This window comes from Streptomyces sp. NPDC058373 (genome assembly GCF_042723275.1).
Taxonomy (GTDB): Bacteria; Actinomycetota; Actinomycetes; order Streptomycetales; family Streptomycetaceae; genus Streptomyces.
On record NZ_JBHXJE010000002.1, the window covers coordinates 61,564 to 84,996 of the forward strand.

19 protein-coding genes are annotated in these 23,433 nt (G+C 73.7%); 10 read left to right on the forward strand and 9 right to left on the reverse strand.

Annotated features, from left to right (window positions below; translation table 11 throughout):
* Window positions 1-7: 7 nt before the first annotated feature.
* Window positions 8-1,642 (reverse strand): ribosomal protection-like ABC-F family protein, encoded by a 1,635-nt coding sequence (abc-f, locus tag ACFWMZ_RS01680; protein ID WP_383199105.1) that lies wholly within the window; start codon window positions 1,640-1,642, stop codon window positions 8-10.
* Window positions 1,643-2,025: 383 nt separating this feature from the next.
* Between abc-f and ACFWMZ_RS01685 the strand changes: the two genes are divergently transcribed.
* From ACFWMZ_RS01685 to ACFWMZ_RS01715, 7 genes are all read left to right on the forward strand, one after another.
* The gene (locus tag ACFWMZ_RS01685) at window positions 2,026-2,448 is read left to right on the forward strand and encodes a GNAT family N-acetyltransferase (protein WP_383199107.1); all 423 of its coding nucleotides are present in this window, start codon (window positions 2,026-2,028) and stop codon (window positions 2,446-2,448) included.
* A gap of 481 nt (window positions 2,449-2,929) precedes the next feature.
* The gene (locus ACFWMZ_RS01690) at window positions 2,930-4,261 is read left to right on the forward strand and encodes a hemolysin family protein (protein WP_383170967.1); all 1,332 of its coding nucleotides are present in this window, start codon (window positions 2,930-2,932) and stop codon (window positions 4,259-4,261) included.
* Window positions 4,258-5,274 (forward strand): hemolysin family protein, encoded by a 1,017-nt coding sequence (locus ACFWMZ_RS01695; RefSeq protein WP_383170965.1) that lies wholly within the window; start codon window positions 4,258-4,260, stop codon window positions 5,272-5,274. Before ACFWMZ_RS01690 ends, ACFWMZ_RS01695 begins: the two co-directional genes overlap by 4 nt.
* Window positions 5,275-5,418: 144 nt before the next feature.
* Entirely contained in the window at window positions 5,419-6,315 is an 897-nt protein-coding gene (locus ACFWMZ_RS01700) for an SGNH/GDSL hydrolase family protein (RefSeq protein ID WP_383170962.1), read from the forward strand.
* A 269-nt stretch (window positions 6,316-6,584) separates the two neighbouring features.
* Window positions 6,585-8,027, forward strand: coding sequence for an adenylosuccinate lyase (gene purB, locus ACFWMZ_RS01705; protein WP_383170959.1), 1,443 nt, complete (start codon window positions 6,585-6,587; stop codon window positions 8,025-8,027).
* Complete coding sequence (mug, locus tag ACFWMZ_RS01710; RefSeq protein WP_383199109.1) at window positions 8,024-8,626, forward strand: G/U mismatch-specific DNA glycosylase; 603 nt, start codon at window positions 8,024-8,026, stop codon at window positions 8,624-8,626. The genes purB and mug overlap by 4 nt, the downstream gene beginning before the upstream one ends.
* Before the next feature lie 255 nt (window positions 8,627-8,881).
* Window positions 8,882-9,694, forward strand: coding sequence for an endonuclease/exonuclease/phosphatase family protein (locus ACFWMZ_RS01715; protein ID WP_383170953.1), 813 nt, complete (start codon window positions 8,882-8,884; stop codon window positions 9,692-9,694).
* 138 nt (window positions 9,695-9,832) lie between these two features.
* On the opposite strand, the gene ACFWMZ_RS01720 is transcribed toward ACFWMZ_RS01715, so the two are convergent.
* Window positions 9,833-10,114 carry a hypothetical protein gene (locus ACFWMZ_RS01720; protein ID WP_383170951.1) on the reverse strand — a complete coding sequence of 94 codons (282 nt, stop codon included), beginning with the start codon at window positions 10,112-10,114 and terminating at the stop codon, window positions 9,833-9,835.
* A 71-nt stretch (window positions 10,115-10,185) separates the two neighbouring features.
* Window positions 10,186-10,635, reverse strand: coding sequence for a hypothetical protein (locus ACFWMZ_RS01725; protein WP_383170948.1), 450 nt, complete (start codon window positions 10,633-10,635; stop codon window positions 10,186-10,188).
* Between the two features lie 221 nt (window positions 10,636-10,856).
* On the opposite strand from ACFWMZ_RS01725, the gene ACFWMZ_RS01730 reads away from it, so the two are divergent.
* Window positions 10,857-12,014 (forward strand): ROK family protein, encoded by a 1,158-nt coding sequence (locus ACFWMZ_RS01730; RefSeq protein ID WP_383170945.1) that lies wholly within the window; start codon window positions 10,857-10,859, stop codon window positions 12,012-12,014.
* A gap of 96 nt (window positions 12,015-12,110) precedes the next feature.
* Here the strand turns inward: ACFWMZ_RS01730 and ACFWMZ_RS01735 are convergent, their stop codons facing one another.
* Entirely contained in the window at window positions 12,111-12,869 is a 759-nt protein-coding gene (locus tag ACFWMZ_RS01735) for a GntR family transcriptional regulator (protein WP_383170943.1), read from the reverse strand.
* A gap of 449 nt (window positions 12,870-13,318) precedes the next feature.
* Here ACFWMZ_RS01735 and ACFWMZ_RS01740 point away from each other — a divergent pair, with 449 nt between their 5' ends.
* Window positions 13,319-14,149: an alpha/beta fold hydrolase gene (locus ACFWMZ_RS01740; protein ID WP_383199111.1), complete on the forward strand. Its 831-nt coding sequence runs from the start codon at window positions 13,319-13,321 to the stop codon at window positions 14,147-14,149.
* 100 nt (window positions 14,150-14,249) lie between these two features.
* On the opposite strand, the gene ACFWMZ_RS01745 is transcribed toward ACFWMZ_RS01740, so the two are convergent.
* Window positions 14,250-15,545, reverse strand: coding sequence for a PP2C family protein-serine/threonine phosphatase (locus ACFWMZ_RS01745; RefSeq protein WP_383171139.1), 1,296 nt, complete (start codon window positions 15,543-15,545; stop codon window positions 14,250-14,252).
* Window positions 15,546-16,076: 531 nt separating this feature from the next.
* On the opposite strand from ACFWMZ_RS01745, the gene ACFWMZ_RS01750 reads away from it, so the two are divergent.
* Window positions 16,077-17,789, forward strand: coding sequence for a BCCT family transporter (locus ACFWMZ_RS01750; protein WP_383199113.1), 1,713 nt, complete (start codon window positions 16,077-16,079; stop codon window positions 17,787-17,789).
* Window positions 17,790-17,976: 187 nt separating this feature from the next.
* On the opposite strand, the gene ACFWMZ_RS01755 is transcribed toward ACFWMZ_RS01750, so the two are convergent.
* From ACFWMZ_RS01755 to ACFWMZ_RS01770, 4 genes are all read right to left on the reverse strand, one after another.
* A complete protein-coding gene (locus tag ACFWMZ_RS01755; protein WP_383170938.1) occupies window positions 17,977-19,077 on the reverse strand; it encodes a peptidase C39 family protein in 1,101 nt (366 codons plus the stop codon).
* 113 nt (window positions 19,078-19,190) lie between these two features.
* Window positions 19,191-21,293 carry an iron ABC transporter permease gene (locus ACFWMZ_RS01760; RefSeq protein ID WP_383170935.1) on the reverse strand — a complete coding sequence of 701 codons (2,103 nt, stop codon included), beginning with the start codon at window positions 21,291-21,293 and terminating at the stop codon, window positions 19,191-19,193.
* Window positions 21,290-22,354 carry an iron-siderophore ABC transporter substrate-binding protein gene (locus tag ACFWMZ_RS01765; protein ID WP_383170932.1) on the reverse strand — a complete coding sequence of 355 codons (1,065 nt, stop codon included), beginning with the start codon at window positions 22,352-22,354 and terminating at the stop codon, window positions 21,290-21,292. Before ACFWMZ_RS01765 ends, ACFWMZ_RS01760 begins: the two co-directional genes overlap by 4 nt.
* 71 nt (window positions 22,355-22,425) lie before the next feature.
* Window positions 22,426-23,289: an ABC transporter ATP-binding protein gene (locus ACFWMZ_RS01770; protein ID WP_383170930.1), complete on the reverse strand. Its 864-nt coding sequence runs from the start codon at window positions 23,287-23,289 to the stop codon at window positions 22,426-22,428.
* Window positions 23,290-23,433: the final 144 nt, after the last annotated feature.

Consider the following 23,433-nt stretch of genomic DNA (forward strand, 5'->3'; position numbering starts at 1 on the left):
CGGCGCGTCACACCCCGGGGGCACCCGTCTCCGTGAGGCGTCCGTCGGCCAGCCGCAGCCACCGGTCCACCCCGATCTCGTCGAGGAAGCGTCCGTCGTGACTGACCACGACGAACGCGCCCCGGTAGGCGGCGAGGGCGTTCTCCAACTGGCCGGTGCTGAGCAGGTCGAGGTTGTTGGTCGGCTCGTCCAGCAGCAGGAGTTGCGGGGCCGGGTCGGTGTGCAGGACGCAGGCGAGGGTGGCGCGCAGCCGTTCGCCGCCGGAGAGCGCACGCACCGGGAGGTGGGCCCGGTCGCCCCGGAAGAGGAAGCGGGCGAGCAGGTTCATCCGTTCGGCCTCGGTGATGCCGGGCGCGTACGCGGCGAAGTTCTCGGCCACCGTGCGGTCGAGGTCCAGGAGGTCGAGCCGCTGCGAGAGGTGGGCGACGCGTCCCTGGGCCCGGCGCGGCTCGCCGCTCTCCGGCTCCAGGGCGCCGTCGAGCAGGCGCAGCAGGGTCGACTTCCCGGCTCCGTTGGGGCCGGTCAGGGCGATGCGTTCGGGGCCGCGGATCGTCAGGTCGAGGCCGTCGCCCGCGAAGAGGGGCCGCTCTGCGTGGCGTACCTGCATCCGCTCGCCCTGGAAGACGGTGCGCCCGGCGGGTACCTGGGTGTCGGGCAGGTCGAGGACGATCCGCTGTTCGTCGCGGACGGCGCGGCCCGCCTCGTCGAGCCGGGCCTTCGCCTCGCCGAGCCGGGTGGCGTGCGTCTGCCCGGCCCGTCCGGCGGACTCCTGGGCGCCGCGCTTCATGTTCCCGGCGAAGATCTTCGGCAGTCCGGCGCTCTTGAGGTTGCGGGCGGCGTTGCTCTGGCGCCGGTCCGCCCGCTCCCGCGCCTGCTGGAGTTCGCGCTTCTCCCGCTTCACCTCCTGCTCGGCGTTGCGGACGTTCTTCTCGGCGACCTCCCGCTCCGCCCGCACGGCCTCCTCGTACGCGGTGAAGTTGCCGCCGTGGAAGCGCAGCCGGCCGCCGTCCAGTTCGGCGATGCGGTCCATCCGGTCGAGGAGCGCGCGGTCGTGGCTGACCAGCAGCAGGCAGCCGTTCCACTCCTCCAGGACGCCGTAGAGGTGGTGGCGGGCGTCGAGGTCGAGGTTGTTGGTGGGCTCGTCCAGCAGCAGCACGTCGGGGCGCTTGAGGAGTTGGGCGGCGAGGCCCAGCGAGACGACCTGGCCGCCGCTGAGCGTGGCGAGGCGCCGGTCGAGGGCGAGGTGGGCGAGGCCGAGCCGGTCGAGCTGGGCGCGGGTGCGCTCCTCGATGTCCCAGTCGTCGCCGATGGTGGTGAAGTGCTCCTCGCTGACGTCGCCCGACTCGACGGCGTCCAGGGCGGCGATCACGGGGGCGACGCCGAGGACCTCGGCCACGGTCAGGTGCTCGGTGAAGGGCAGGCTCTGCGGGAGGTACCCGGCCGGGCCGCTCACCTGGACGCCGCCCGAGCGGGGGCGCAGCTCTCCGGCGATCAGTTTGAGCAGGGTGCTCTTGCCCGCGCCGTTCGGGGCGACCAGGCCGGTGCGGCCAACCCCGACGGTGAAGGACAGGTCGTCGAAGACCGGGGTGTCGTCCGGCCAGGCGAAGGAGAGGTGGGAAGCGGTGACGAAGGCGTCGGGCATGCGGCGGACCTCAGGGGTGTGGCGCGGGTGCGCGAAGACGCTGCCCCGCGGGAGACGGAGAAGAGGGAACGACGGCATGGCCACCTCGGCGGTACGGCGCTGGACGCCCGCCGGTGGCCGTCATGTCCGGGTATCACCCGGAGATGTCGTCGTCACCCGCCATGTCTGGTCTCCCTGAGGTGTGAGGCCCGCCGCCGGTGGCGCACGGAGCCTCTGGAAAAGGCCCGTCCACCGTAACAGGAGAAGGCGCCGGTGATCAGCGTGTGCCCGCCGCGCCCGCGAGCCGTGCCCGCCGGCCGACGCCGGCCGGGCCGCGGGCCCGGGCCGTTCCGCGGGATGAGACCTCCCTGCCGGGGGAACGGGAGTTCTGGTTGGGTGCCCCCATGACCGATCTCGCCCTCCGGTACGCCCGCCCCGACGACATCGACGCCGTGCTCCGGTTCTGGCGCAAGGCGGCGACGGGGACGAGCATCAGCGACGACCACGCCGGGATGGACCGCCTGCTCTCCACCGACCCGGACTCCCTGCTCCTGGCCGAACGCGACGGCGTCCTGGTGGGGACGGTGATCGCCGGTTCCGACGGCTGGCGCTGCTCCCTCTACCGGCTCGCCGTCCACCCGGACCACCGCCGCCAGGGCATCGCCTCCGCTCTGCTGGAGGCGGCCGAGCGCCGGTTCGCGGCGGTGGGCGGGCGCCGGGTGGACGCCATGGTCCTGGAGTGCAACGAGCCGGCCCACCGCACCTGGGCCACGGCGGGGTACGGGCGCGAGGACCGCTGGCGCCGCTGGGTCAAGCCGCTGGGCTGAAGTCGCGCGCAGGCGCCCCTTCCGGGCGCCCGACGGCCTGCGTACGGCGAGTCCGCCCCCCCCCACGCCCTCGGCGGCCGGGGCCCACGCCTGACAGGCAGCGCCTTCGGCGGGCGCGCCCGGACGGCGCCCGGCACGTCGCGGACACGCTCCGTTTCCGCCAGGCCCCCTCCACGCCGCGGCCAACTCCGCTGACCTGCCCGCCGAGCCCGCCGAACCCCCCGTCGACCCCGCTGATCGCGGCGGATCGGCCGCCTCCGCGGCTTTTCGTCGGCTTTTGCGGGGGCTTTACTATGGGTAGCGTTGTTCGATCTCCCCCGGTCCAGCCGCCTGGAGCGCTGCCGCGGGGCATCATGGGATTTTCCTCAAGAAAGGTGTGTGAGCGTCCGCCCATGGGCGAGCCTCCCAGTACCACGTACCTCCGCATTCCCCGTCGCGCGCGCGCCGCCTCCCTGCCTGATCATGGGACGGTGGTGACCCGATGACCGAAGTGCTCCTCCTGCTGCTCGCCATCGCGCTGGCCCTCGCCTGCGGCGCATTCGTCGCCGCCGAGTTCTCCCTGACGACCATCGAGCGCAGCACCCTCGAAGAAGCCGTGGACCGCGGCGAGCGCGGCGCGGCCGGCGCCCTGAAGGCCGTACGGCACCTCACCTTCCAGCTCTCCGGCGCCCAGCTCGGCATCACCGTCACCAACCTGGTCGTCGGCATGCTCGCGGAGCCCTCCATCGCGGCGCTGCTCGCGGAGCCGCTGCGAGGTCTCGGCGTCTCGCCGGGGACCGCCTCCTCGATCGCCCTGGTCGTCGGCACCGGTCTGTCGACCGTGGTCCTGATGGTCGTGGGCGAGCTGGTCCCGAAGAACTGGGCGATCTCCGAGCCGCTGACCGTGGCCAAGAAGGTCGCCACGCCGCAGCGGATCTTCAGCACGGTCTTCCGGCCGTTCATCACCCACCTGAACAACACGGCCAACCGGGCGGTCCGCCGGATGGGCATCGAGCCGGCCGAAGAGCTGGCCTCGGCGCGCGGCCCGCAGGAACTGGTGGCGCTGGCCCGCCACTCGGCCAAGGCCGGGTCGCTGGAGGCGGACACCGCCGAGCTCTTCGTACGGACCCTGAACCTCGCCGACCTGACCGCGGAGAACGTCATGACGCCGCGTGTCCAGGTGATGGCCCTGGATGCCCAGGCCACCTGCGAGGACGTCGCCAACGCCACCCGCGCCACCGGCCTCTCCCGCTTCCCGGTCTACCGGGGCAGCCTGGACACCGTGGTCGGCGTGGCGCACATCAAGGACGTCCTCGCCGTCCCCGCCGAGCTGCGCGCCCGGCGCCCGGTGACGGAGCTGATGCGGGAGCCGATGCTGGTCCCCGAGTCGCTCACCGTCGACCGGCTGCTGGACCGGCTCTCGGGCCGCCGCACGATGGCGGTGGTCATCGACGAGTACGGCGGGACCGCGGGCGTCGCCACGCTGGAGGACATCGTCGAGGAGGTCGTCGGCGAGGTCCGCGACGAGCACGACCCGCACGAGACCCCGGGGCTCGCCCCCGCCGGTGAGGACGAGGACGGGCGCACGCTCTACTCGGCCGACGGCGCCGCACGCACCGACCACCTGGCCCGGATCGGGCTGAAGGTTCCCGAGGGGCCGTACGAGACGTTGGCCGGGCTGGTCGCCGCCGAGCTCGGGCGCATCCCGGCCGTCGGCGACCACCTGACCGTCGAGGGCTGGAACCTGGACGTGGTGGACGCCTCCGGGCGCCGCGCCGCGCGGGTGATGCTGCACATGCCCGCCGCCGGGCCCGTCGAGGAGGACGAGCGATGATCGCCGTACAGCTGCTGATCGGCTTCGCGACGCTCGTCGTGAACGCCTTCTTCGTCGGCGCCGAGTTCGCCCTGATCTCGGTCCGCCGCAGCCAGATCGAACCGCACGCCGAGGCGGGGAACAAGCGGGCCCGCAGCGTGCTGTGGGGCCTGGAGCACGTCTCGCAACTGCTGGCGGCGGCCCAGCTCGGCATCACCCTGTGCACCCTGGTGCTGGGTGTGGTGGCGGAGCCGGCCATCGCCCATCTGCTGGAACCGCTCTTCGACGCCATCGGGGCGCCGGTCGCACTCGGCCACACCCTGTCGTTCGCCATCGCCCTGACGGCGGCGACCTACCTGCACATGCTGCTGGGCGAGATGATCCCGAAGAACGTCTCGCTGGCGGAGCCGGTGCGCAGCGCGCTGCTGCTCGGCCCGCCGCTGGTGGCGCTCTCCCGGGCGCTGCGGCCGGTGATCTTCGCCGTCAACGCCTTCGCCAACCTGCTGCTGAAGCTGCTGCGGGTGGAGACCAAGGACGAGGTGTCGGCGACCTTCTCCGACGACGACCTGGCCCGCATGGTGAAGGACTCCGGGGACGCCGGGCTGCTGGACGACCGGGCCACCGAGCGGCTCCACGACGCACTGGAGCTGGGCCGCCGCCCGGTCGAGGACGTGGTGCTGCCGCTGGAGCGGATCGTGTACGCGCACATCGGGGTCACCCCCGAGGAGCTGGAGCGGCTCTCGGCCGAGTCGGGCTTCTCGCGGTTCCCCGTGGTGGACGCCGGCCGCCGCATCGTCGGCTACCTCCACGTGAAGGACGCGCTGGACGCCATGCCGCGCGACCTGCCGTTCCGGGTGCAGGACATGCGCCCCATCCCCCGGGTGCGCGAGGCCACCCCGATGGACGACGTGCTGACCGCGATGCGCGGCAGCCGCACCCATCTGGCCGCGGTCCTCGGCGCGGACGGGCGGCTGGCCGGGCTGGTCACGATGGAGGACGTCCTCCAGGAGCTGTTCGGCCACTCCGTCGCCTGACCGGTCGGCGTCCGCCGCCCGACCCGCCCGCCGGTGCCGGGGTCCCTCGCGGGGCCCCGGCACCGGCGTTTCGGCGTCCGGCCCATACCGGCGAGTATGCCGGTGGCGCGCCGCCGGCAGGCGCGCAGTACGATCGCTGGCGCCATGCAGACGAATGCCACTTACACCAGCCTGGTCGCGATCGGCGACTCCTTCACCGAGGGCATGTCCGACCGGCTGCCGGACGGCTCCTACCGGGGGTGGGCGGACCTGCTCGCCGCCCGCCTCGCCGAGCGGACCCCCGGTTTCCGCTATGCCAACCTCGCCGTACGCGGGAAGCTCATCGGCCAGATCGTCGAGGACCAGGTGGGCGCGGCCGCCGCCCTCGGCGCCGACATCGTCACCCTGGTCGGCGGGCTCAACGACACCCTGCGGCCCTCCTGCGACATGGGCCAGGTCTGCGGACTGCTGACCGAGGCCGTCGAACGGCTCGCCCCGACCTGCGGCACCCTGGTCCTGATGCGCAGCCCGGCCCGCAACGGCCCCGTCCTGGAGCGGTTCCGCCCCCGTATGGAGGCGCTCTTCGCCCACCTGGACGACCTGGCCGAGAAGCACGGCGCCCGGCTGGTCGACCTGTACGCCGCGCCCTCGCTGAGCGACCCGCGCCTGTGGGACGTGGACCGCCTGCACCTGACCGCGGAGGGCCACCGCCGGGTCGCCGAGGCCGTCTGGCAGCGCCTGGACCTGGAGCCGGGCAGCGACTGGGCGGCGGCCCTGCCCGCCGCCACTCCCCCGGGCTGGCTGCGCCGCCGGGGCGCCGACGTGATGTTCACCCGCCGCCACCTCGCCCCCTGGATCGGCCGCCGCCTCACCGGCCGCTCCTCCGGCGACGGCCGCCACGGCGCCCACATGAACCCCACCACCGGCACCGCCTTCTGGGTCACCCCCGCCGAAGCCACACCCCCCGGCCCGATCCAGACCTGGCACCCCGTCCCCGCCACCCCGACACCGACCCCCACCGAAACCCCCCTCGACCACAACACCAGGACCAACCGCACCTGAGCTTCTGGTCCTGGGGGGGGTGCGGGGGGCTGGGGGCACGCCGGGCAATCCGACCCCGGCCGGCGCTTGAGGCCATCCGTGACCGGCGCAGCCGGCCGAACCGCAACCGAACTCAGCCCGGCCGGCGCTTGAGGCCACCCCAGCCCGGCCGGCGCTTGAGGCCGATCAGTGACCGCCAAGGACACCAAGCCGAGCCCCCGGCCGACCCCCCGGTTAGGGCTTTCCTCCAAACCGAGCCAGGCACGAGCCTCACCCTTTACGCCAGTAGGATGACCCCCGTGACTGCAAAGCCCCGCATCCCGAACGTCCTGGCCAACCGCTACGCCTCCACCGAACTGGCCTCCCTCTGGTCCCCCGAGCAGAAGGTGAAGCTGGAGCGGCAGCTCTGGCTCGCGGTGCTCCGCGCACAGCGGGACCTGGGCGTGGAGGTGCCCGAGGGCGCGATCGAGGACTACGAGCGCGTCCTCGACCAGGTCGACCTCGCCTCGGTCGCCGAGCGCGAGAAGATCACCCGCCACGACGTGAAGGCCCGCATCGAGGAGTTCAACGCCCTCGCCGGCCACGAGCAGGTCCACAAGGGCATGACCTCGCGCGACCTGACGGAGAACGTCGAGCAGCTCCAGGTCCGCCTCTCCCTGGAGCTGGTCCGCGACCGCACGGTCGCCGTCCTGGCGCGGCTCGGCAAGCTGGCGGGCGAGTACGGCGAGCTGGTCATGGCCGGCCGTTCGCACAACGTCGCCGCCCAGGCCACCACCCTCGGCAAGCGGTTCGCCACCGCCGCCGACGAGCTGCTGGTGGCGTACGGCCGCGTCGAGGAGCTGCTGGAGCGGTACCCGCTGCGCGGCATCAAGGGCCCGGTCGGCACCGCCCAGGACATGCTGGACCTGCTCGGCGGGGACGCGGCCAAGCTCGCCGAGCTGGAGGGCCGGATCGCCGGCCACCTCGGTTTCGGCCGGGCGTTCACCTCGGTCGGCCAGGTCTACCCGCGCTCGCTGGACTACGAGGTCGTCACCGCGCTGGTGCAGCTCGCCGCCGCCCCCTCGTCGCTGGCGAAGACCGTCCGGCTGATGGCGGGCCACGAGCTGGTCACGGAGGGCTTCAAGCCCGGCCAGGTCGGCTCCTCGGCGATGCCGCACAAGATGAACACCCGCTCCTGCGAGCGGGTCAACGGCCTCATGGTCATCCTGCGCGGCTACGCGTCGATGACCGGCGAGCTCGCCGGTGACCAGTGGAACGAGGGCGACGTCTCCTGCTCCGTGGTCCGCCGCGTCGCGCTGCCCGACGCGTTCTTCGCGCTGGACGGCCTGCTGGAGACCTTCCTGACGGTGCTGGACGAGTTCGGCGCCTTCCCGGCCGTGGTGGCCCGCGAGCTCGACCGCTACCTGCCGTTCCTCGCCACCACCAAGGTGCTGATGGGCGCCGTCCGCGCGGGCGTCGGCCGGGAGATCGCGCACGAGGCGATCAAGGAGAACGCGGTGGCCTCGGCGCTCGCCATGCGCGAGCAGGGCGCGGAGCGCAACGAGCTGCTGGACAAGCTCGCCGACGACGCGCGGCTGCCGCTCGACCGCGACCAGCTGACGGCCCTGATGGCCGACAAGCTCTCCTTCACGGGTGCCGCCGCCGACCAGGTGAACGCGGTGGTGACCGCCGTCGAGAAGGTCGTCCGGCGCCACCCGGAGGCGGCCGGCTACACGCCCGGCGCGATCCTGTGAGCCCCGCGCCCGCCGGTCCGCCCGGTGCCCGCGCACCGCGCGCACCGGCGGGCGCGCGTCCCACTCCCGCGGAGCTGGCCCACGTCCGCGTCCCGGATGTGACCGGGCCCGGCCTGCGGGTGCTGTTCTGCGGCATCAACCCGGGTCTGCTGACCGCCGAGACCGGCCACCACTTCGCCCGCCCCGGCAACCGCTTCTGGCCCGTCCTGCACCGCTCCGGCTTCACCCCCCGTCTGTTCGCCCCGGCCGAGCAGCACCTCCTCCCGGGCCTGGGCCTCGGCATCACCAATGTGGTGGCGCGCCCCAGCGCCCGGGCCGACGAGCTGACCGCCGAGGAGTTCCGCGAGGGCGGCACGCTGCTCGCCGCCAAGGTGACCCGGCTGGAGCCGCGCTGGCTGGCGGTCGTCGGGATCACCGCGTACCGGGCGGCCTTCGCCGAGCGCCGCGCGACGGTGGGCCCGCAGGAACGGCTCGTCGGCGGAGCCCGGGTATGGGTCCTGCCGAACCCGAGCGGGCTGAACGCCCACTGGCCGGTGGGCGCGATGGCCGAGGAGTACGGCCGGCTCCGGGAGGCCGTGGACGAGGCTGAGCCTCGCTAGGTGTGTTGTTCGTCGGTGACACGCGGGCTGTGTTCTCGGAGTGGGCAAGGGTCCTTCTGGCTCGGTGGAGAGTGCGAGCCACCAGCTCCTCAAGACAGCCGCCGAGGCGGAGGTACATGCCACCCCAGCCAGCCGCCTCACCGACCTGCCGGAACAGCGCACCTGGGGCGCATCTCCTGACCGCGTCAAAACCCGGGCGTTGGCCCGCGGGCGGTTCGCGGACATTGCGGCTGCGCGTCGGGGCACCATGAGGGCATGAGGTTCGTGACGCTCAACACCTGGGGTGTGCGTGGTGAGTGGGAGGAGCGCGAGGGGCGGCTTCGTGACCGCATCGAACGGCTCGCACCCGACATCATCACGCTGCAGGAGACGGTGCGTACGCCCGGTGTCCAGCAGGCGCGACGGCTGCTGGACGACGCCTTCCACCTTGCCGAGGGGCAGGAGCGGGAGCTGGGGCGGCCGGGCGCGCCCCCGGGGCAGGGGATCACCACGGCTTCCCGATGGCCTATGGGGCGAGTGTTCGAGGTCGATCTCCATCTCACGGAGCGCACCGGCGATTTCGCTTGTACGTGCCTCGTCACCGAGATCCTCGCGCCTCGGCCGCTTGGCAGGGTCTGGGTGGCGAACCACTTCCCCGACTACCAGCTCGACCATGAGCGTGAGCGCTGCCTTCAGGCAGCAGCAGTGGCACGCAAGCTGGAGGAGGTCGTGGGGGCCTCGCCCGGCCATGTCATCCTCGCCGGGGACATGGACGCCGACGCCCAGGCGGACAGCATCCGTTTCTTCACCGGCCGGCACGTCATCCAGGGGTTGAGTGTCTGCTACCGCGACGCCTGGGAAGCGGTCCGCCCCCACGAGGAGTTGACGACGTATGCGCCGTCCAACCCCTACCAGAAGGACCCCGACTGGCCGTTTCGCGGCATCGACCACGTCATGGTCCGATGCGCTGCCGCGGGGCCGACGCTGCTGGCGCGTTCGTGCGCGCGGGTCTTCGACCTCGGCCCGGACATCGTCAGCGACCACTACGGTCTCGCCGTCGACTACGAAGTGGCTCCTTCACCGTCCTGACCTGCTGCGTCGAGGCCGTCACGTCAGCGTCCGTCCGCGCCCGGCCCCGACCCCGATCGCAGGCGCAGGCGCAGGCGCAGGCGCAGGCGCACCGACGAGGGCGACGCCCCACGGCGTGCCCTCACCACCTCGTGACGCTCATGTGCCCGCCAGCACCACGACCAGCCCGACCGTGGGCAGCAGGAAGGCGGCCGCGCCGGTCAGCAGGCCCACGAGGCAGCGGCCTCGCGCCTTCCCCTCGTCCTTGGCGAGGCCTACGGCGCCGTACCCCGCCGCGACGGCACCGCCGATCAGGCCGGCGACGAGGACCACGGGTACTCCGGCGAGCCCCAGCGCGACGGCCAGCAGGCTGAGCGGGCCGATCCCCGCGGAGAGGCCGCCGTAGGTGAGGACGGGGCGGGTCGCCGGACTGGTGTTCATGTCTCCCCCAAGGTGTCCGTGTCGCTTCTCCGTGCCGGTCGCGCCAGAACGGCGCCGGTCCGCGCGGGCCGTCAGGGCGGGTCGACGGCGGTGACGAGGGCGAGCAGGCGGACGGGCTGCTCGCCCTCGCGTTCGGCGGTGCCGAGGGCTATCCAGCGGCTCCCGCGACGCCAGAGCAGGATGTCGGGCACGGAGGCGCTCAGGGACCGCCAGGGCTCTTCCACCACCTCCTCGGTCCCGGCCATCCGTGCCTCCTCGGCCCGGACGAAGGCGCTCCAGAGGCTGATGTGCTGGGCGGGCCCCCAGCGGTGCTCCAGCACCACGGCGAGCGCTTCCCGCAGAGCGGCGAACTCCTCCAGCAGCGCGGGCCGTTCGACCGCCGGAGCATCCGAACTCTCCAGCAGGGCCAGATGGAAGCCCGGTCCGGCGGACCCCTCGGGGGTGCTGCGGACGGGGACCTGGTCCGGGAAGGGCCGCGCGCACAACTGCTCCATCGTCGCCAGGTGCCGAGCGGTACTCATACGGTCCAGTAAACCGGTCCCCGCCGACAGCGGCCGCACCGGCTCCCGGAGCCGCCGGGCCCCGAAGGCGGTCCCGGACCGGGAAGGTGGCACAGTGTCAGGCTCCGCTTCCGGGCGCCCGGGCGGCGAGCGCCGTGCGGACGGCACGTACCGGGCCTCGCAGCCGGGAGCCCGGCACAGTACGATCCGGCCAACACGCGCACGAGCAGGGAGGACCAACGTTGGGACGCATGACCGGCGGAGACCCCTCGCTGCTGCGCCGTATCAACTCGGCGGTGGTGCTGCACGCGCTGCGCGGCACGGAGTGCGCCACCCTCACCGAGATCACCCGGGTCACCGGCCTCTCCCGGCCGACGGTCGAGGGGGTCGTCGAGGGGCAGATCGAGGCGGGGCTTGTCGTGGAGGTGGCGGCCGAGGAGGGTGCCGCGCGACGCCAGGGCAGGCCTGCCCGGAGGTTCCGCTTCCGCGCGGAGGCGGGGTACCTGCTGGGGCTGGAGATCGGCTCGCACCGCGTCTCGGCCGTCCTCTCCGACCTCGACGGCCGGATTCTCGGCACCGCGCAGAAGGACGTCCTCGCCACCGCCCCGGCCGACGAGCGGCTGGAGCGGCTCCGGGCCGCCGTCGCCGACCTGCTGCGCCGGGCGGGGGTGTCCCGGCAGGCGGTACGGGCGGTCGGCGTGGGCAGCCCGGGCATCGTGGAGGCCGACGGGACGGTACGGCTGGGCACGGCGCTGCCCGAGTGGACGGGGCTGGAGCTCGGGGAGCGGCTGCGCCGGTCGTTCCGCTGCCCGGTGCTGGTGGAGAACGACGCCAACACGGCGGCCGTGGCGGAGCACTGGAAGGGCGCGGCGGTCGGCTCGGACGACGTGGTCTACGTGATGGCGGGGCTGAGCCCGGGGGCGGGGTCGCTGATCGGCGGCCGGCTGCACCGGGGTTTCGGCGGGGCGGCCGGGGAGATCGGCGCACTGCACCTGCTGGGGCGCGGGGAGACCCCCGAGATCCTCCTGTCGACCAACGGCGAGCCGCTGCACCCGCTGGACGAGCAGGCCGTGGCCGCGGTCTTCGCCGAGGCCCGGGAAGGGAACGCGCAGGCCCAGGCGGCCCTGGACCGGTTCGTCCAGCGGCTGGTGCACGACGTGGCGGCGCTGGTGCTGGCGCTCGACCCGGAGGTGGTGGTGGTCGGGGGCTGGGCTGCCGGGCTGGACGGCGTACTGGAGCCGCTGCGCAAGGAGCTGGCCCGGTACTGCCTGCGGACGCCCCGGGTGGCCCTCTCCGTCCTCGGGGAGGCCGCGGTGGCCACCGGGGCGCTGCGGCTGGCGCTCGACCATGTCGAGGAGCAGCTCTTCGCCGTGGAGACGACGGTCACCGCCCGGCGCTGATCCCCGTGCGGCACTCCCCGCTCCCCCGGGGCCGCAACCGCGGAACGGCCGCCGGGACGGGCCCGGGCGGCCGTGCGGGGAGCGCGAGGAGGCAGGTCAGGACGCCTGGCGCTCCGGTGTGTGGTGGATCTCGACGCCGTCCGCGCCGAAGGTGAGGCGGCAGGTGTCGGCCCGGTAGGTGGCCAGCGAGACGGCCGCCGTGCCGCCCGCGCCGAAGTAACGGGTCGTGACCACGAGGACGGGAGCGCCGGGCAGCCGGTCCAGGGCGCGCGCGTCGTCGGCCCGGGCGGAGCCCAGTTCGACGGAGCGGTCCTGGCCCTCGAACTCCGTCCGCCGCAGTTCACGCAGGACGGCGCGGGCCCGGGCGGGACCGGACGGGGCGTCTATGGCGGTGAGGTCCGGCACCGAGGAGGCGGGGATGTGGACCAGGTCGGCGGCGACCGGCTGGCCCTCCGTCACCCGGGTCCGGCGGACGATGTGGACCGGCTCGTCCTTCGCGATGCCGAGCATCTCGGCGACGGCGGCGGGCGCCGCGGCGCGCTCGCACTCCTCGGCCTGCCAGGTGTCACCGGGCGCGCCCGGCCAGCCGAGCTGGGCCGAGCCGACCGCCACGCCGACACGCGGCGGCGCGACGGTGGTCCCGACGCCCCTGCGGCGCTGGAGGCGGCCTTCGAGCTCCAGCTGCTCCAGCGCCTGGCGGAGCGTGGCCCGCGCGACGCCGAAGCGTGCGGCGAGGTCGCGCTCGTTCGGCAGCACCTGGCCGACGGCGAACTCGGAGTCGAGCGCCTCACTGAGCACGGTCCTGAGGTGCCAGTACTTCGGCTCCGGCACCGGTTCCAGTCGCGTGGTCCCCACCCTGATCCTCCGCAATCGCCTTGTCCCGGCGGTGTTTTCCGTGTCCTTGTTTATTAAAGGTTCCTTCACTAACCCTAGCGACGATAGGGGGCGCCGGGAACTTGGTCAAGACCAATCCTGCGGTGAAGCCGGGGCGCCCCGGCACATTGCCGTACAGCGTTCACGCATCGTTCGTATGCGCCACACAGGGGGACGTACGCCGCACCGTCCCGTTCACGCGGCGTCCCCCATGGAGGTCGGCGCGGCGGTCTCCGGGTGAACGGGAAGGCCCGAGGAGGAGCCCCGCCCTCGCCGGAGGGCGCCAAGGGCTACCGATCGGTAACGCTTACTGACAAGCTGTCCAGCAGCACGCCGGCGGTACGGGCCGGGTCGCCGGGCTCCGTCGGCACGGTCCGCCGCCACACCGTCATGTCCCGCGCGTCGCCCGCGCGTTCACGCCGAGGAGCTGTATGACCACCACCGCCTCCTTCCGCATCGACACCCCCGCCGGTTCCCGCGAGGTGCGTGCCGTCCACGAGCGCACCGGCTCCGGGGAGCCGGTGGTGCTGCTGCACGGGATAGGCCACCACCTCCAGGCGTGGGAGCCGGTGAGCGGCATCCTCGCCGCCGAGCGGGAGGTGATCGCCGTGGACCTGCCGGGCTTCGGCGCCTCCCCGGCCCTTCCCGACGGCGTCCCGTACGACCTGCCGACCGTCGCCCAGGCCCTCGGCAGGCTCTGCGAGACGCTCGGGCTGGACCGTCCGCACGTGGTGGGCAACTCGCTGGGCGGACTGCTCGCCCTCGAACTCGGCCGCCAGGGCCTGGCGCGCTCGGTCACGGCGCTCTCCCCGGCCGGTTTCTGGACCGAGGGCGAGCGCAGGTTCGCCTTCGGCACGCTGCGCGCGATGCGGCAGGCGGCACGGGCCATGCCGCTGCCGATGGTGGAGCGGGCGGCCCGCACCGCCGCCGGCCGCGCCGCCCTCACCAGCACCATCTACGCCCGCCCGACCCGCCGCCCGGCGGCGGCCGTGGTCGCCGAGACGCTCGCCCTGCGCGAGTGCACCGGTTTCGAGCCGACCCTGGCGGCCGGGCGTGACGCGCTCTTCACCCACGACGTGCCGGACATCCCGGTGACGGTGGCCTGGGGCAGCCGCGACCGGCTGCTCCTGCGCCGCCAGGGCGTACGCGCCAAGCACGTCATCCCCAAGGCCCGGCTCGTCCGCCTGCCGGGCTGCGGCCACGTGCCGATGAACGACGACCCGGCCCTGGTCGCCCGCGTCATCCTGGACACCACGCGCTGACCTCGCCGGGACCTGCCCGGGGTGGCGCGCGCCCCCCGGCAGGCCCCCGTCCCCGCGGGAACCCTAGGGAATCGCGGGCACAGGACTTCACGGACACCCCCTAGGAGCGCGCCGGAGTCCGGAGGATGAGGACGGCCATGTCGTCGTGGCCGTCGCCCGGCTGGCGGGCCGCCAGGGCGTCGCGCAGCTCGTCGAGGGGCGCCTCGGCGTGGCGGGCGGCAGTCGCGGCGAGTGCGGCCAGGCCGTGGTCCAGCGGCTTGTCGCGGCGCTCCACCAGCCCGTCGGTGTAGAAGACGACGGTGCTCCGGGCCGGCAGCGCGCGGACGTGCTCGGGGCGGCGGGCCGCCGTGTCGACGCCCAGCGGCAGGCCGGGCTCGGCGTCCAGGTACCGGGTGGTGCCGTCGGGGAGTACGAGGAGCGGCGGCGGATGGCCCGCGCTGGACCAGCGGAGCCTCCACTCCTCGCCGCTGGGTTCGAAACGCGCCACGCACGCCGTCGTGAAGAGGCGCTCGGCCGTCATGTGCATGATCCGGTCCAACTGGGAGAGCGCGGAACCGGGCGCGGTGCTCTCGCCGAACGACAGCGCCCTGAGCATGCCGCGGATCTGCGACATGGCCGCCGCCGCGTTCAGGTCGTGCCCGACGACGTCCCCGATGACGGCGGCGCACGACCCGTCGGGCAGTTTGACCGCGTCGTACCAGTCGCCGCCCAGGTGTCCCGGAGAGGCGGCGGGACGGTAGATCGTGCGTGCCTCGAAGGGGCTCACGTCCAGGAGGCGGGGCAGCAGGAGGCGCTGGAACTGCTCGGCGCTGGTGCGCGCCTGCTGGTAGAGGCGCGCGTTCTCGATGGCGACGCCCGCGGTGCCCGCCAGCGCCAGGATCACTCCCTCGTCGTGGTTGTCGAAGGGCTTGCCGTCCGCCCGGTCGCACAGGTACAGGTTGCCGTAGACCCGGTCGCGGACCGAGATGGCGACCCCGAGCAGCGAACGCATCGGGGGGTGGCCGGGCGGGAACCCGACGAACTCCGGGTGGTCGGCCATGTGCGCCACCCGCAGCGGTTCTGGGTGGTGGATGAGGTGGCCGAGGAGGCCGCGGCCACGCGGCAGCTCCACCCCGGACAGGTTCGCCATCTCCTGGGAGCTGAGCCCCAGCGGGACGAACTCGGCGAGGAACTCGCCCTCCTCGTCGAGCACCCCGAGGGCTCCGTAGCGGGCACCGGAGAGGTCCATGGCGGTGCGGACGATGCGCCGCAGCACCGACGGCAGCTCCAGCGCGCCCGTGATGCTGAGTACGGCTTCCAGCAGACCCTGCAGCCGGAGCTGGGCCTGCGCCAGCGCGTGCATCTGCTCGCCGATCCGGTCCAGATCCGAACTGAGCGGCAGATTGAGCAGAGACATGTACGGCACCTCGGCCGATCCGCCATCGGCCTCGCCGAGCGGTTCCCGCGTCACCGGACTCACTTCCTCCTGTCACCGACACCGCCACGCCGCACTGTGCCGCTCTCTCCGGCCTGCCAGACCCCCCTGTCCGTTTCGTCCGGCGCAGGAGCAGAGACAATCACGTATCGGCAGAGGTGAGGCGTAGCGTGCCCGGTGCGTCGGCGGACTTGGTCCATCAGGCGCCCACGACGGGGCGGGAAGCACCGGACAGGGGGCACCGCTCGCCGCCCGTACGGGCCGCGTGGGGCCGCCGGCACCACCGGCCAGAAGTGACCCTTGTCAACCGCCGCACCCGCCCCGGACCACGAACCCGCACGTCAGAAGGGTGACCGGCGGGTTCGGACGCATGGCGCGAATTTGACCCCGCCACCCTCGGCGTAGCAGCCTTCCCTGCGACCCGCGCACCGAGCGCCCTGCGTCCCGTGAGCGCGTGTGTCCTTGCGATGCGTCGTGCCACGTGTGCGAATGCCCCCTTCAGCAAGGAATCCCATGCCCACCCCCCAAGCCCGAACCGCCACCGGTACGCCCGGCGCCACCGGGGCCGAGCCGGTCACGGACAGCGACCGAGGGAGCGGTACGACCGGCCCGCCGTCCTCCGGCGCCCGCAGCCGCACCGACCTGCCGGTGCTCGCCACCAGCGGCGGACTCCTTGTCGCCTTCGTCGCGGCCGCGCTGATCGCCCCCACGACCACGGGCAACGCCGTCGACGCCGCCTTCACCTTCGCGGCGCGCTGGTTCGGCCCCTTCTGGCAGGTGCTGCTGCTCGCGACCTTCGGCGTCGCGATCTGGCTGGGCTTCTCCCGGTACGGGAAGGTGCGGCTGGGCGGCGCCGGGACCCGCCCGGAGTACAGCAGGTTCCAGTGGATCGCCATGATCATGTCGACCCTGCTGGCCGGTGGCGGCGTCTTCTTCGCCGCGGGCGAGCCCGTACAGCACTACATCGACACGCCGCCCTTCTACGACGGTGTCGAGGGCGGCACCCAGCAGGCCGCCGACGCGGCGCTGGCCCAGAGCTTCGCGCACTGGGGCTTCCTCGCGTGGGCCGTCCTCGGGACGCTGGCCTCGATCGTGATGATCAGGGCCCAGGAGCGCGGTATGCCGCTGCGCCCGCGCACCCTGCTCTACCCGTTCCTCGGTGAGCGCGTCCGCCACTCCCGGCTGGGCGCCGCCGTCGACATCGTCTGTGTCATCGCCGTCGTGGCCGGCACGGTCGGGCCGATCGGCTTCCTCGGCCTCCAGGTCTCCTACGGGCTCTCCGAGGTGTTCGGCATCTCCGGGGGCTATCCCGTGCAGCTCGCCGTCATCGTGCTGCTGACCGTCGTCGCCGTCGCATCCGTGGCGAGCGGGCTCGACCGGGGCATCCAGTTCTTCAGCAGGGCCAACATCTGGCTCGCCGCCGCCCTGATGGCCGTCATCCTGGTCCTCGGCTCGCTCGGCTTCGTCATCGACTCCTTCCTCGGCGGGCTCGGCCAGTACGCGCGGGACTTCGTCCCGCTGGCGCTCAACCGCGGCGACCACGCCTGGCTCGGTTCCTGGACCGTCTTCTTCTTCGGCTGGTTCCTCGGCTACGGCCCTCTGATGTCGATCTTCGTGGCCCGCATCTCCAAGGGCCGCACCCTGCGTGACCTGGTCGTCTCCACCGCGATCGTCCCGCCGCTGGCCACCATGTTCTGGTTCACCGTCTTCGGCGGCACCGGCATCTTCCTCGAGCAGCAGAACCCCGGGGCCCTCTCGGAGCCGCTCAAGGCCGTCGGCATGGACGCCGCCGTCATCTCCATGGCCCAGCAACTGCCCATGGGCGCCGTGGTCGCGGTGGCGCTGCTCCTGCTGACCATCACGTTCGTGGTGACCACCACCGACTCGATGTCGTACGCCATCTCCGCGGCGGGGACCCGGTTCGGCGAGCCCGCCCCGGCCGTCCGCGCCTTCTGGGGCCTGCTCATGGGCGCCGCCGCCGCCGTGCTCATCCTCGTCGGTGACGGCGGCATCACCGCCCTGCAGTCGTTCATCGTCGTCACGGCCGTCCCCGTCGGCTTCATCATGCTCCCGACCCTGTGGACCGCTCCGCGCATGGCCAAGGAGATGGCCCGGGAACAGGGCATCATTCCGGCCGAGCCCACCGCGCCGACGCCGGCACCAAAGCCCGAGGCGACAGCCGACCTCAAGCCGGAGCCGTCGGCGCCGGGACCGCGCGAGCGCTGAGCGAGCGGCGCCGAGGGGGTGCGGCCGGGGGCCGCCGGTGGGCAGTAGGGAGAGCTTCTCCTGGGCCTGTGCTGCGCGCCCCACTCCTCGGCAGGAGTTGCAGATGCATCGCCGCCGCCCCCTCTCCGGGGCGGCGGCGATGACGTCGAGGCCGGGGCCCCGCCCGGGGGGGGCAGGGCGGCGGGGGTCACGCTGATCCGTTCCCGCCCCCGCTCGGCTGCGGGCGGCTGAGGGTCACGGCGCCGTGGAAGGGCTCTGCCGAGACGGCCGACATCGCCTCCAGCGAGGCGTCGGGGACGGGCAGCAGATGGGCGTCGACCCAGGTGTCCCCCGCTGCCGCCTGGGCCCACGGGTCCTCGACCACGACGGCGCCGGGTACGGCGCCGTGGCAGAGCACCCAGTGGGGCACGTCGAACCCCTGCATCCTGGCGAGCGAGACCAGGAGCAGTACGTGCTCGCTTCGCCCGACGGCGCTGCGGATCGCGGTGGTGGAGAGGGGGTGCGGGTCGACCGGGACGCCGGTCCGGTCGGCGTCCGTACGCGACATCCGCTGAAGGTGGGCGCGCCACTCCTGCTCGGTCTCCGGAAGGTGGTCGAGCATGACGGGCCGGTCGGTGTCGAGGTGGACCTGGACGGGGGTGGAGGGCCACGCCCGTCGCACGGCGACACCCAGTCCGACGGGCTCGCAGGCGGGGAAGTTGGTCGCGTCGCGCCACAGCGTCAGCTCCGCGCGGCGGTCGAGCCCCTCCGGCGGCAGGGCGCCCGCATGCGCCTGCGCGACCAGGGCCGTGACGGCGCCGCAGGTGAAATGGGTGCTCTGCCCGTAGTACGGGGGCTCGGTCACCGTGACCCCGTGCAGCCAGCGGACGTGACCGGCGGCGGGCCCGGCCGGGTCACGCGCCGCCGCGAGCGCAGGACGCAGCGGGGTGAAGCCCGCGGCAGCGGCCTCCTCGGGGCGGGCCGTCCATCCCTCCCACTTGACCTGCGCGAGGTCGAGGTCGCGCGCGCGGGCGACGACGGCCGCGACGGCTGCCGGTACGTCGCCGACGGCGTCGACGATCTTCAGGTAGGCCGTGCCGGGGCGGGCCGTCACGAGCGCGGCGGCGGACCAGTCTCCGCCGTCGTCCCCCACGACGGCCACGAGGTGCGGGGCGTGAGCCGAACGGTCGACCGTGTACCAGCGCTCCGGCACGTCCTGCCCGAGCCGGCTCAGCGGGGCCGGCGGGGCGTCTCGGTCGAACGGGACGACGACGCAGCTCTTCGCGGTCGTTTCCTGCGGGGACGGCATTCGGTGCTCCAAGCGGGTCGGAGGGAGGGGAGGGGCAAGGGTCGGGGGCAGGGCGGACGGGGCCGGATGTCCCGGACCGGGCCGATGGGCGTGGGACGCGCCGCCGCCCGGCGTCAGCCGCGGGAGCGCCGGAGCACCCAGACGAAGTACGGGGCGCCGACCAGCGCGATCATCAGGCCCGCCGGCATCTGGGCGGGTGCGACGAGCGTGCGGCCGAGGGCGTCGGCCACGCACACCAGCAGCGCTCCGAGCACCATCGCGACCGGGATCGCGCGGCCGTGCCGGGCGCCGACCAGGGACCGGGCGAGGTGCGGGGCGACGAGTCCCACGAAGCCGACGACACCGACGGCGACCACGCTGACCGCCGCGAGCACCGCCGCGATCGCCAGTGCGGCGACGCGGGTGCGTTCCACCTTGACGCCGACGATGCGCGGGGTGTCCTCATCGACGGCGAGGAGGTCGAGCCTGCTCCGCATGGCGAGCAGCGCGGGGAGGGCGAGGGCCAGGGCGATCGCGACCGGTACGACGTCGGGCAGCGTGCGCCCGTAGGTGGTGCCGGAGAGCCAGGTGAAGATGCGGGGCGTGTTGTAGGGGTCGGCGCGCAGCAGCAGGAAGGTGGTGACCGAGCTGAGGCCGTAGCCGCAGCCGATGCCGATCAGGACGAACCGGTCGGGTAGGAAGCCGCCGCGCCAGGCCAGCAGGGCGATGACCGCGAAGGTGGCGAGCCCCGCCCCGACCGCGACCGCGACGAGCACCGGGCGTCCGCCGGGCAGGCCTGAGGTGACGACGCTCGCCGCGCCGAGCCCGGCGCCCGCAGTGATACCGAGGACGCCCGGTTCCGCAAGCGGGTTGCGTACCGCGCCCTGCACCACGCATCCGGCCAGTCCGAGCGCCGCGCCGGCGAGGACCGCGGCGACCACGCGCGGAACCCGGTCGTCGAGGGCCTGGCCGATCAGGTCCGGGGCGGCTCCGCGGAGCCAGAGCCCGATGTCCCCCGTCCGCAGCCAGAGGCTCCCCGCCAGTACGGCCACGAGGACCGCCCCGGCCAGGAGCACCAGCGCGCCCGCCACGACGAGGAGGAACGCGCGGCGAGACCGTGCGGCGACCCGGGCGGGCGGCGGTTGCCGGACCTGCCCCGTGTCGCGCAGGCGCAGCGCGAGCACCACGATCACCACGGCGCCGAGCAGCGCGGTGGGGACGCCCGTGGGAATGGAGGCGGCCCCGTCCGCGCCCTGGATCGCGCGCAGAGAGGCGTCCGCGAGCAGGATGAGCAGCGCACCGAGCAGCCCGGCGGCGGGCACCAGGAGGAGGTGCCGGCGCAGCGCGCCGACCCGCGCAGCGATCAGGCGGGCCAGGACGGGGGCGCCGAGGCCGACGAACGAGATCGGACCCGCGAGGGTCACCGCCGTGCTGGTCAGGAGCACCGCGCAGATCACCGCGGTCACCCGGGTGGTCCGGATCGGCACGCCGAGGGTGGACGCGGCGTCGTCGCCGAGGTTCAGCACGTCCAGTCGCCGCGAGAGGGCCAGGGCGACGCACAGCACGACGGCCACGAGGGGGAACGCGCGTACCGAGGCGTCGATGTTCAGCTGCGCGAGGGAACCGCTCCCCCAGGCGAAGAGGCCGGTGGTGTTCTGGCCGAACAGGATGAGAAGCATCCCGGTCGCCGCGTCCAGGGCCATCGCGGTCGCCGACCCGGCGAGGATGAGGCGCGTCCCGGCGGTGCCCGCGGCCCGGCCCGCGAGGAGCAGCACGAGCGCCGCCGCGACCAGGCCGCCGGTGAAGGCGGCGGCGCCCGAGGCCCACAGCGGGACGGCGAGGCCCAAGGCCGCGACCAGCGTGAGCGTGAGGTAGGCCCCGGCCGTGACCGCGAGGGTGTCGGGGGAGGCGAGCGCGTTGTGCGTGACGGACTGGAGCAGCGCCCCGGCGCAGCCGAGGGCGAAGCCCACCGCGACGCCCGCGAGCAGGCGCGGTAGGCGCGAGCCGGTGAGGATCTCACCGACCGGCGCCCCACCGGTGTCCTCCCGTCCCCCGGCGAGGTGGCGCACCAGGTCGCCGATGCCGACGCCGGAGGTGCCCTGCGTCAGGTGCCACATGGCCACCAGGGCGGTCGCGACGAGGAGGAGGGCCAGGACGGCCACCCCGGCGGGGCCGCCGCCGCGCTCGGTGCGCGGCAGCGGTCCCGCCGCGGGTGCCGTGGTCCGTGTCGCCCTCACTTCTGGTCGAGGACGTCGACGTACGCGTCGATCGCCTGCGCGCAGGAGCGCGGGCCACCGGCGCCCCACACCCGCGCCGGGAACGCGTGGGCACGGCCTTCCTTCACGGCCGGGATGCTCTTCCAGATCGGGTTCTTGCCGAGCGCCGCGACGTAGCCGCCGGCTCCTTCGTCGTTGGCGTAGAAGAGGTTGGCGTCGCCGACCGCGGCGAGTCCCTCGACGTCGGTCTGCGCGAGGCCGTAGGCGGGGTCGACCCCGCCGTCCCCGTGGTCCTTGTCGACCTTGTCGTTCCACGCGGGGTTCATGCCGAGCTCTTCGCCTATCTCGGTGAACAGGGCGCCGTCGCTGTAGGGGCGGATGGTGAGGTTGCCGCCCTGCAGCCATCCGTCGAAGAACAGGAAGTCCCTGGTCGGCAGATCGGCGTCGGCGACCTTCTTCTTCGCCGTCGCGAGGTGCTGGTCGAACTCCTTGAGCACCTGGTCGGCCCGCTCGGTGCGGCCCGTCGCCTCGCCGATCATGCTGAAGACCTCGCGCATGTTCCCGATCGGGTCGTCCGGGTCGGCGCCGCGGGTGGCCATCACGGGGACGCCCCGCTTCTCCAGCTTCGCGAGGGTCTCGTCGTCGGTGTCGACCGCCTCCACCACGATGAGGTCGGGCTTGGCCGCGTAGAGGGTGTCGAGGTCGGGCTCCTCACGGGTACCGATGTCCGTCACGCCGCTGGGCAGCTTCTCCGCGCTGACCCAGGTGCGGTACCCCTTCGCGTCGGAGACGGCGGTGGGGGTGACGCACAGGGTCAGCGCGTCCTCGACCTGCTGCCATTCCAGGACCGCGATCCGCTGGGCGGGCTTGTCGAGCTTCACCTGACGACCGACGCTGTCCTCGAAGGAGACCGGCTGCGTCGACGTGGTCGTGGTGTCCTCGGCGCAGCTCTTCGACGCGGGGGACGCACTGGCCCTGCCGCCTGCCTCGGTCTGGTCGACGTCGGTCGTGCCGCAGGCCGTGACGACGAGGACGGCGAGCCCGGTGGTGGCTGACGCCACCAGGCGGTGGGCACGGTTCATGAAGGATCCTCTTTCTTGCTGATTTTTCGCGAAGAGCCGGCGGTGTACGCCGGAGCGGCGGAGGTGCCGCTTCAGGAGGGGTGGCGGCCGATGGGGTCGATGCGGAGGCGGCCGGTGCGCGGATCGGCGCCGACCTCGACGCGGATGTCGTAGACCTCGGCGATGTTCTCGGCGGTGAGGACATCGGCGGGTGCGCCCGCCGCGTGGACGCGGCCGGAGCGCATCAGGACGAGCGTGTCCGCGACCCGGGACGCGTGGTCGAGGTCGTGCAGCACGATCCCGACCGCGATGCCGTGCTCCTCGACCAGGTCGCGCACCAGGTCGAGCGTCTCGATCTGGTAGCGCAGGTCCAGGTGGTTGGTCGGTTCGTCCAGCAGGACGACGCCGGTGTCCTGGGCCAGGCAGGCCGCGAGCCAGACCCGCTGCATCTCTCCGCCGGAGAGTTCCCCGACCGGGCGGCCGGCCATGTCCCGGACGCCGGTGACCTCCATGGCGTGGTCGACGGCAGCCCGGTCCTCGGCGGTCGTACCGGCCAGGCCGCGCCGGTGGGGATGGCGGCCGAACGCCACCACCTCGGCGACCGTCAGCCCTTGGGGCGCGGGCCTCGACTGGGAGAAGAGCGTGACCTCGCGGGCGAACTGGCGGGAGTTGAGCAGGGCCGCGTCACGCTCGGGCTGTCCGTCGGGTGCGCCGAGCGTCACCCGGCCGCCGTCCAGCCGGTGCAGCCGGGCGAGCGCGCGCAGCAGCGTGGACTTCCCGCTGCCGTTCGGTCCCACCAGGGCTGTCGCGCGGCCGGGTTCCAGGGTGAGGCAGACGTCGTGGACGACCGGGGTTCCGCCGTACCGCAGTCGCAGGTCGTACCCGTGGAGGGCGGCCGTCGGCGCGGCGGGGCCGGCCGCGGGGCGGGCGGCCTGCCGGAAGGGGATGGTGAACATCGAGGTGTCCGGACGGTCGGAGGGGCAGGAGTGCGGCACCCTCCGTCCGGCCGTCACCGGCCGGGCCGCGGGCCCTCCCGCGCATGGGAAGCACCGTTCGCGGCGAGCAACAACTAAGGGTCACCTAACTCCGAGAAGGTTATA